Raw genomic sequence first — 9,450 nt, forward strand, 5'->3', positions numbered from 1 at the left:
GCGAACTTCTCCAGGCCGGTGAAAAGCGAGCGGACGCCCAGCCAAAGGCGAAGCGCCAGGAACGCGAAGGACGCGCCCAGCGCGTCGAGTTGGAAACTAGATTCTGGGGATTTACTTTCTTGCATGATAATCTGGATACAAAGGGAGTTTGATGAAAATCGTGAGGTTTACTTGATCGGAGTGAGGCGTATGTTTCGGTAGCGAACTTCGCCGGCAGGTTTCCAACGGTTGCCGGGGCGCACCTCTAGGCCGATACTGCCCGCGTTTCCGGTGATCGATTGAACCGTCTCGCGATCCCAGGCGGTCGGCGCCGACCAGTTTCCACGCTCCACGTCCTCGAGGCGGCGGGCTTGGTAGACGCGGCCATCCATCTCCATCACCTTGACTCCGTTGATCCAAGTCGTGATGCGAGGCTCTACCCCGAGACAGCGAACGCGCAGCGTGTTCCAATCGTCCGCCTTCCAAATCTTATTCCACGTGGCTGCGTCGATCGAGTAGAGCAAGCCATCGCGCTCGACACCGTCGTAAGCTTCGCGGGCGGCCAGTTTGCCAGCCCTTTCTTCAAGCTGAATGGGACGCGAAAAATAGCCGCCAGTGCCTTGCCCGTAGATGCCTCCCACATTCCCGCCCGGCAAATAGTCGTTCAAGATTTGGATCCCCTCCCCTCCGTCCGTGCAGCGAATGAAGATGCCAGAGTCGCAGCCCCAGTCCGACTTCAACTCCAGCTCGAGATCGAAGTCGATGTAGGTCGCATCGGTTAGCAGCATGCCACCTTGCTGCCCTTCGGCTTGGGTACAGACGATAGCGCCATCCTCTACTGCGAAGCTGTCTGAGCCAGCCCGGTATGCGTCCCCCGCTGGCTTCGTCATGACATGCCATCCGGCAAGCGACTCGCCATCGAAGATTCGCTCGGCAGCCAAGCTCACTTGAGCCGTAAGCCCAAGGCCTAAAAGCAGGGCCGCCGCTAGAGATCGCTTCGTCATAAACAATCGGATACAAACTTACACGGACGCAAACTTGGAATTTTTCTTCCAAAGGTCATTCCCGTAGTCCCAGCCTTCTCGCACCTTACTGGGGCGAACGTATTGGTTGAGCTCGGGACGATTCGTGATGCCACGCTTCGGATCCCATTCGATTCGCCCTCCGAACCGAGCCGCCAATACGCCGATCAGCATCATCTCCGTGTAAGGAGCGGCATAGTCGAAGTTGGCGCCGGGCTCTGGTCCGTCGCCCTTGATGGCGCGCACCCATTCCTGAAACGGGCCACCTTCCACGCGGGCGTACTTTTCGTCTGGATACCCAGCCTTCTTGAACGCTTTCATCGCCTCCTTGTTTCCAAGGCGCGGATTGTTCGATCGCCCATCCGTGAAGCCGAGCTGCTTGTCGCCAAAATACATAGTACCGCGATCGGGCATCTCCCCCCAGGTCCACCCTTCCGGCGTCTCCGGCATGAAGCTGGCATCGCCGTTGTGCCAATAGAAGACGCAAGGCGCCTTGGAGCCGCGTTTCTTGAACTCCCAACGTACGATGTTTCCATCGGGCACGATGATATCGTTTCCGCCTTCCCTCTTGACCAGCTCCACTACCACCGGCTCGAAAAGATCAAGAACCCAGACCGGCGCATCGGAAATATGCGGCATCCAATCCCCGAACAATCCGTTTCCAAACGCATTGAAGCCGCGCCAGCTTTTCGGATGGTAGAGCTCGTTGAACTCAGTATCGGCAGAATTCGGCCCGAGCCATAGGTCCCAGTCCAAATGCGACGGGATCGGATCCTTCTTCATCGGAAACTGCTTGGGCTTATGCCAGTACCAACGGCCCTCCTCGAAAGGCCTCCAATCCGGTCCCTGTATCCACGAGTGAACTTCGCGAATCTGGCCGAATACATCTGCCTCGTACCACTCCCGCATCTGACGAATGCCGTCGTAGGTGTGGCCCTGTACCGCCATGTTGGTTACGACCTTGTACTTCTTCTTCGCCTTTTGCAGGGTACGGGCCTGCCAAATATTGTGCGTAAGCGGTTTTTGGGTACAAACGTGCTTGCCCATCTCCATGGCATGCATGGTCGCGGCGAAATGGGTGTGGTCCGGAGTATTGATGCAAACCGCGTCGATCTCCTTGCCGAGCTTATCCAGCATGACCCGAAAGTCGGTGAAGCGCTTGGCATCCAGCACCTCGGGATGATCCTCGCGGAATTGGCCAAACATTGTCGAATCCACATCCGCGAGGGCTACGATGTTCTCCCCCTTGCAGCCGTTGTAGGCCATGCCGGCGATGTTGCCGGCGCCGATCATGGCGATGTTCAGCCTGCTGTTGGCAGAAATGCCCGGCTTGCCGATGCTGAAACGAGGCAATACGAAGGCGCTCGCTCCCGCCATGGCGGATTTCTTGAGAAAGTTTCTGCGATTCAGGGAAGACATGTAGGGGGGACAGAGGTATGGGTTAAAACCGCGCCGGAACGATCGACGCACCTCGAGAGGGCGCAACGGTTTCAGCTTAGCCTGCAGCATAGCAAGGCTCCCGCTTCCCGTCTACTAGTCGATCTGCTAGTTTTCAGTTAGGACCGGAAGACGAGCGAGCTCTCCCCGCCTGCTCGCCTCCCCTAAATCAACTCGCTGCGCAGGGCTTTCGCCACCGCCCCAGTCTGGGACTGCACGTCGAGCTTCTGGTAGATCCGCCCCAAATGGAAGTTCACCGTGGCCGTGCTGATACACAGCTTCGCTCCGATCTCCTTGGACGAAAGCCCCTCCGCCAATTGCTCGAGGACCTCGATCTCGCGGCCGGAAAGCCCGAAATCCTTCCGTACCACCGGCTTTCGCACCTCGCCGAGAACCAGCTTGGCCACTCCGGCGCCAAGGGCCGCTCCACCTTTGATGACTTGCTCGAGAGCGTTGACGATCTCCTGTACGCTCGAGGCCTTCAGCAAGTAACCCATCGCACCCGCGTCCAAAGCCTGCATCACGGTCTCCTTCTTCTCCTCAACGGTTAACACCAGCACGCTCACGTCCGGGTCGATCGCCTTCAGACGCTCGATCCCCTCCACTCCGCCCATTTGCGGCAAGCCCAGATCCATCAGCACCACGTCCGGCCGCTCCCCGGATTCGATCGCCTCCAAAAACTTGATACAGTTCGGAAAGGTACGGCTGCACGTGATGTGGTCCTGCCGCTGCAACGATATCTGAAGATTGCGGCGGTAGCCGGAATCGTCCTCAACAATCCATATGTTAACCGGTGTCATCTAATTGGAACTTTGATATCCCGAACGGTAGATTCGGAGCAACCCTTTAAGCGGCACCGAGAAGCCAACCGTAGTGCCCTTCCCAATCTCCGTATTCAAAATGAAGGTACCGTCGAGCTCCTCCACCCGCTCCCGCATGCTGTCGATTCCCCAACCATCCCTCAAAGCCGACGGGTCGAAGCCGCAACCGTCGTCGCTAAGCTCCATCCGGAACGAACTTCCGCTCAACACGATGTCGAGCCGCACCCGCTTCGACCCCGAATGCCTCGCGCAGTTGTGCACCGCCTCCTTGAAAAAAAGCATTAGCTGACGCCTCACCGCGAGCGGCACCACCAGGTCCGGCGACTCCACGTCGATATTTACCTCGAGCTCGACCCCGCTGAGCACCCGCTCCGCGCGCTTCTTCAAGTTCGGAATCAACTCCGACATCTTCAGCGAGCGCTTGTCGGTCATCCACACCACATCCATCAGCGAGGCGGAAGCCTCCCGGGCCATCAGCACCAAGTCGCTCAAGTCTCGCTGGGCCTCCGGCCCGCTCGCATCTTGCTGCAGACGCTCCGCCACGAGCCGCACGCTGCCAAGGTTGCTCCCCACCTCGTCGTGCAAGTCCTTGGCGATCCGACCTCTCAAGTCCGCGAAACGCCGACGCTGCAGGAAGGCTCCCGCCCCGACCACCAGCAGCAGGGCCGCCGTGCCGCCCCAAATCGCGATCGACAAGCTTAGCTCCACTCCCCGATTCCAACGCCCCGTCATCCGGTCCATCGTCTGCTCGATACGATCGAGCTCCCCCTGCAAGTCTCGCCTCGCCGAGAGACCATCCAGCCAGGGCAGCAGCGGGATCACCCGACGCCCGCCCGACAAGCCATCGGTCAATCGCTGCAGGACCTCGTGGTCCGACTCCGGCAAGGACGGCGACGACACCACCGCCCCCTTCGACATCGATTCACGCGCCTCCGTCAACTCGATCTCGCCAAACCCGAAAGTAGATAAGCCTTGGTAAACCGGAAAGTCGTCGAAGGTCAACCGGAGCCACCGCCCCTCGCGCCCCCCGAGAATAAAGCGAATGATGTTGTTTCCCGGATTCTGCAAAACCTGAGGCGCACCGTCGAAAAGATGCTTCCGCTCTCCACTCCTTGGCACATCCCTGAAGATATCGACCTTCAGCTTACCCGGAAAACCGTATCCAGGAACGAATACACCCTCTGGCGGTTGCGCCGGATAGAGCACCAACTCCCCGTTCCTCCTGTTTTCGCCCAGATCCAGCTCGATCACGATCGGCTCCGAAACCACTCCATCGAAGCGCTTCACGAAATCCTGGTCGTACTGCCGCCCCTCCGGATGGGGCTGGACCGGCAGGCCCATACTCGTCTTCTGGTCGAGCAGGTAGGCCGAACTCCAAAAAGGAGGAGCTTCGAAACTGCCCGACGTACTGACATTCCGGATACTGTGAAGGTAAAAGCTAGCCCGCAAGGCCACCTCATCCAAGGCGAAGAACTCCTTGTTGTCCTCCACTTGGCCGCGATAGACTTCCAGGCTGATGCTCCGGTAGCGCCGCGTCTCTATCAACAGGCGGACAGGCAATCGTCCCGGATCCGGAAAGTCCTCCTCACGGTAGTCGACCAAGACCCGCTCTTCGCCTTCCAAGCCCACTCCCTTGATCTGGAAACGCTTCGGAAAACCATAGCCCGGCATGTTCGGCTCCCGACGATCCGCCGCCGGCACCAAATAAATTTCCTGCACGCCTCCGCTGTGCGGAATCTCGAAGGTGATGGTCCAACGCGGCTCGTCCGGCAAGCGGTCCGCTTTCGGCAGGTAGCTGCTGTGGTAGCCGTAAGCGTCGATCTGCAAGCTGTCCTCCAGGACCGGAAGCTCCTCCAGCTGTCTTCTCAAAGCGTCAGCCTCCTCCTCCAGGGCCTCCAAAGCCTTCGGGATATTCCAAAAGCGCACCGATGCCGCAGCGGAGGCCGGAGCATCAAGGGCCAGCGCCGCTCGCGGCGCCCCCCAGACCGACATCCAAGCCAACACCAGAACCAAAATGACACGCCGAGCAAAAACCATCGCTCCCTTCAATCTCCCATTGCCACCTTTTCCACCAGCGAAAAATGAGTCCGACGCTCCCCGGCCCCGCGCCAAAGTCCCGCCCAGCCGCAGCGCTACCCGCCCTCCTCCCAAACCGTATAACCTCTAAAAACGCGCCTCGCCCCGCTTTACAAATCCCCCGCCAAAATCGCCGATTTTATTCGCTTACCTCGATTTTATGACTATTTTTTACTACCTAAGAAAATTTTTACACCTTTTCCGGCATCTCGGAGGTTGAAATTCTCCGATTCTACTCCAAGCATCTGACGCTATAACGATATGACTTCAGAAAACAGCACAGCCCCCTCCTCCTCCCAACAAGACGGATTCGACACCATCCCTCAGGAAATCCTCGACCGTCTCACCCGCGTCGACATGCCGACCGTCAAGGACGTGCCTCCTAGCGAGGAGACCATGCAGGTGGGCGATGCGACCATCCCCGTCTATCGCTGCGAAACCCTCGTCCTCGGCAGCGGCGCCGCCGGCATGCGCGCCGCCGTTGAATCGAAGCGCCGCGGCATCGACGTCCTTGTGGCCAGCACCGGCCTCTTCGCCGGCACCTCCGCCTGCTCCGGCTCCGACAAGCAAACCCTCTACACCGCCAGCACCGACTACAAGGGCGACAACTTCCTCAAGTACGCCCAGAGCCTCTGCAGCGGCGGCGGCATGAACTTCTCCACCGCCTACGTCGAAGCCGTCGGTTCCATCGACGCCATCGGCGGGCTCCAGTTCATGGGGCTCCCCCTTCCCCACGACGACCACGGAGCCATTCTCCGCTACCAGACCGACCACGACGAAGCCGGCCGCGCCACGAGCTGCGGCCCCCGTACTTCCAAGCTCATGGTCAAGGTCCTCTTTGACGAAGCCAACACCCTTGGCATGCGCATCCTCTCCGGCTGCAGCGGCATCCAAATCGTCAAGGAAAAGACCGAAACCGGCGAACGCGTTGTCGGCGTGCTCGCGACCCATCGTCCCGAAAAGCGCAATCCCTACGGATTCGTCTTCCTCGCTTGCCAAGACCTCGTCATCGCCACCGGCGGTCCCGGCGAACTTTACCGCGACTCCGTATATCCACACCATTGCCACGGCGGACTCGGCATCGCCCTCGAAGCCGGCATCGAGTTGACCAACGTCACCGAAAGCCAATTCGGCATCGGCACCCCGCGCACCACCTTCCCCTGGAACCTCTCCGGCACCTACGTGCAAGTAATGCCTCGCGTGTATTCAGTGGACGAGGACGGCAACGAGCACAACTTCCTGGCTCGCTACTACCGCACCACCCGCGAGATGGTATCCAATACCTTCCGCAAGGGCTACCAATGGCCCTTCCACTCCACCCGCATGCTCGACTACGGCTCCAGCCTGCTGGACCTCGCCGTCTTCCTCGAACAAAAAGCCGGCCGCAAGGTATACCTCGACTTCCTCCGTAACCCGGACCCCGTCAACGAAGGCGAATCCTTCTCCCTCGACGACCTCGACCCCGACGTTCGCGCGTATTTGGAAAACAACGACGCCCTCTTCGAGCTCCCGATCGACCGCCTCAAGCGCATGAACCCGCTCGCCATCGAACTCTACCGCATGCACGGCACCGACCTCTGCAAGGAGCCCCTCGAGTTCGCCATGAACAACCAACACATGAACGGCGGCATCCTCATCGACGACTGGGGCAAGACCTCCCTCGAAGGCTGCTACTCCGTCGGCGAAGCAGCCGGCAGCCACGGCGTCACCCGCCCCGGCGGCGCCGCCCTCAACTCCGGCCAAGTTTTCGGCAAACGCGTCGCCATCGCCATCAAGCGCTCGCGCCTCGACAGCAAGCCCGTCGAAGCCGATACCAAGAACATCGAAGCGAACCTCGCCAAGGCCCTCGAAACAGCCGCTTCCTTCCTCGATCCCACCAACGGCAAGACCACCAACGAGGTCAAGACCGAGATCCAGGCCCGCATGAGCGACCACGCCGGCATCATTTGCTCCGCCTCCGAAGTCTCCGCCGCCCTCGCCGAAGCCCGCAAGCTCCGCGAGGAAGTCGAGTCCAACGGCCTACGCGTCAGCTCGCCCTCCCTCGTCGGCAGCGCCTTCCGCTGGCGCCACATGGCCATGGTATCCGAAGCAGTCCTCACCGCCCTCGACCACTACATCCAGCACGGAGGCGGCAGCCGCGGCGCCCGCGCGATCTGCGACGACCAAGGCACCCAGTGTCCCGAGGCCAAGGACGAAGACCTCAGCCGCTTCCGCTTCAAGGAAGAGCTCGCCAAGGACCGCGAGGAAAAGCTCATCGTCAAGCGCGTCGGCGACAGCTTCCCGATAAGCTCCCAGCCCGTCGACCTCACTCCCGAGGTCAGCCGCGAATTCTTCGAAAAAGGCTGGGGCCCCTACCTCATCAAGGAAGGTTAAGCCCCTTCCCGCAGCGCGGAGCTTCAGCCCGCGACCGCGCTGCAAGACCCAATCTCCGCTGCCGCTGGCAAAAGCGCAGCGCTACGTATTCAAAAAAGGACGACCCTCACAGGTCGTCCTTTTTTCTTAATTCCTAGTCCCGGTCGCTTACTTCAAGTCGCTGATCGGGAAACCGTCCATATCGTCGAAGCGTTGGTTCTCGCCTCCCATTCCCCAAATAAAGGAGTAAGCCGCCGTACCCGCGCCGCTATGGATCGACCAGCTCGGCGAAAGGGCCGCCTGGCGGTCCTTGATCCACAAGGGCCGCGTTTCGTCGGGCTGCCCCATCAAATGCAGCACCTGGTTCTCGGGAGTTACGTCGAAATACAAATAGATCTCCGAGCGGCGGAAGTGGGTATGCGACGGCATCGTATTCCAGACGCTTCCCACCGCGAGCTCCGTAAAGCCCATCACCAGTTGGCAGCTCTTGATGCCGTTTTCGTGGATGTACTGGTAGAGCGTGCGTTCGTTACAGGTATCCTTAGAACCGAGTTCCAACTTGTTCGCATCCTCGATCTTCGCATGCGTCGTCGGATACTCCTTGTGCGCCGGATAGCTCAACAAGTAGAAGGCCGCCGGATTCGCCTTGTCAGAAGAAGTGAATACGACCTCCTTCGAACCGCGGCCGATGTAGAGGCACTCGCGATTGGCGACTTCGTACTTCGTGCCGTCCACCTCGATGGTTCCGGCTCCGCCTACGTTGATCACGCCGCCCTCGCGACGCTCGAAAAAGAAGTCGCACCGCAACGCGTCGATGGAGCCAATCTTCAGAGGGCCTTCCACCGGCATGACCCCACCGGCAATGGCGCGGTCCAGATCCGTCGCGTGCAAGATGATCTCGTCCTCTGCAAACAGCTTCTCGATCAAAAAGGAGTCGCGGAGCTGCTGGGTGCCGAAGGTGCGGTACTCGCCCACGCTCGGTGAAAAACGATAGCTGATGGATGGAAATTCATATTTGAACATAGCATCCAAAATGAATCCGAAGCCACCGCGAGTCAACCCGCCAATTGCTCTCGACGGGTTCTGGCCTATCCCTTCCAGCCGAGCAAACGCGAGATATCCGCCGCCGCCTGCTTGACCAGCTTCGAAAGTTCCCCCACTCGCCGCTTGGTAAAACGGGCGCTGGAAGCGGTGATCCCCACCCCCGCGCACACCCTCCCGTCGCTGGAGAAAACCGGCGCCGCCACGCACCGCACCCCGACATGATACTCCTCGTCGTCCAGGGCGTAGCCATTCTTGAGGACCTTGGCCAATTCCGCCCTCAAGCCTTGTACGCTGGTAGTGGTATTTCGCGTCAGGCTCACCCGATCCTGCGGAGCCCAAACCGATTCCAGTTCCTCAATAAACAGATAGGCCAGCAACACTTTGCCCGTAGAGGAAGCATGCACGTAGGCGCGGGTGCCCGGTTTCGAAGCAGCGCTCAGCGGGTGCGAGCATTCGGAAACCTCGATGATCAAAGCCCGCCCCTGGTCCCAAACCGCAAGGTGGCAAGTCTCGTCGCTGGAGCTGGTCAAGGCCTGCAAGACCGGCCGCGCCGCCGCCCGCAGATCAATATTCCCCGCCGCCTTCATTCCCAGGGCCGCAAAGGCTCCGCCGAGCTGGAAACCAGACCCCTGCTATGGGTTAAATTGTCAAGTCGCGTTGGATCTGATTATTTCATATTTTCAAAAGGGGGGGGTGCAATGGGTGGGGAAGCCTTGGGG

7 protein-coding genes are annotated in these 9,450 nt (G+C 59.9%); 1 reads left to right on the forward strand and 6 read right to left on the reverse strand.

All coding sequences use genetic code 11. The annotated features are described in order from the left end of the window. Positions 1 to 167: 167 nt before the first annotated feature. The 4 genes from QEH57_RS24275 to QEH57_RS24290 all read right to left on the reverse strand — a co-directional run bounded on the left by QEH57_RS24275 (position 168) and on the right by QEH57_RS24290 (position 5,296). Positions 168 to 983 (reverse strand): DUF1080 domain-containing protein, encoded by an 816-nt coding sequence (locus tag QEH57_RS24275; protein WP_309009400.1) that lies wholly within the window; start codon positions 981 to 983, stop codon positions 168 to 170. 18 nt (positions 984 to 1,001) lie between these two features. Then, positions 1,002 to 2,420 (reverse strand): Gfo/Idh/MocA family oxidoreductase, encoded by a 1,419-nt coding sequence (locus QEH57_RS24280; protein WP_309009401.1) that lies wholly within the window; start codon positions 2,418 to 2,420, stop codon positions 1,002 to 1,004. A gap of 182 nt (positions 2,421 to 2,602) precedes the next feature. Next, a complete protein-coding gene (locus QEH57_RS24285) occupies positions 2,603 to 3,238 on the reverse strand; it encodes a response regulator transcription factor (protein WP_309009402.1) in 636 nt (211 codons plus the stop codon). After that, on the reverse strand, positions 3,239 to 5,296 hold the full coding sequence (locus QEH57_RS24290; RefSeq protein ID WP_309009403.1) for an ATP-binding protein: 2,058 nt from the start codon (positions 5,294 to 5,296) through the stop codon (positions 3,239 to 3,241). A gap of 300 nt (positions 5,297 to 5,596) precedes the next feature. Between QEH57_RS24290 and QEH57_RS24295 the strand changes: the two genes are divergently transcribed. Further along, positions 5,597 to 7,708, forward strand: a complete 2,112-nt coding sequence (locus QEH57_RS24295) for an FAD-binding protein (RefSeq protein ID WP_309009404.1) — start codon at positions 5,597 to 5,599, stop codon at positions 7,706 to 7,708. A gap of 147 nt (positions 7,709 to 7,855) precedes the next feature. On the opposite strand, the gene kduI is transcribed toward QEH57_RS24295, so the two are convergent. Both kduI and QEH57_RS24305 read right to left on the reverse strand, forming a co-directional pair. Beyond that, on the reverse strand, positions 7,856 to 8,710 hold the full coding sequence (kduI, locus tag QEH57_RS24300; RefSeq protein ID WP_309009405.1) for a 5-dehydro-4-deoxy-D-glucuronate isomerase: 855 nt from the start codon (positions 8,708 to 8,710) through the stop codon (positions 7,856 to 7,858). 65 nt (positions 8,711 to 8,775) lie between these two features. Continuing rightward, entirely contained in the window at positions 8,776 to 9,318 is a 543-nt protein-coding gene (locus tag QEH57_RS24305; RefSeq protein WP_309009406.1) for an IclR family transcriptional regulator, read from the reverse strand. Positions 9,319 to 9,450 lie beyond the last annotated feature (132 nt).

Source organism: Pelagicoccus sp. SDUM812005 (assembly GCF_031127875.1).
Classification (GTDB): domain Bacteria; phylum Verrucomicrobiota; class Verrucomicrobiia; order Opitutales; family Opitutaceae; genus Pelagicoccus.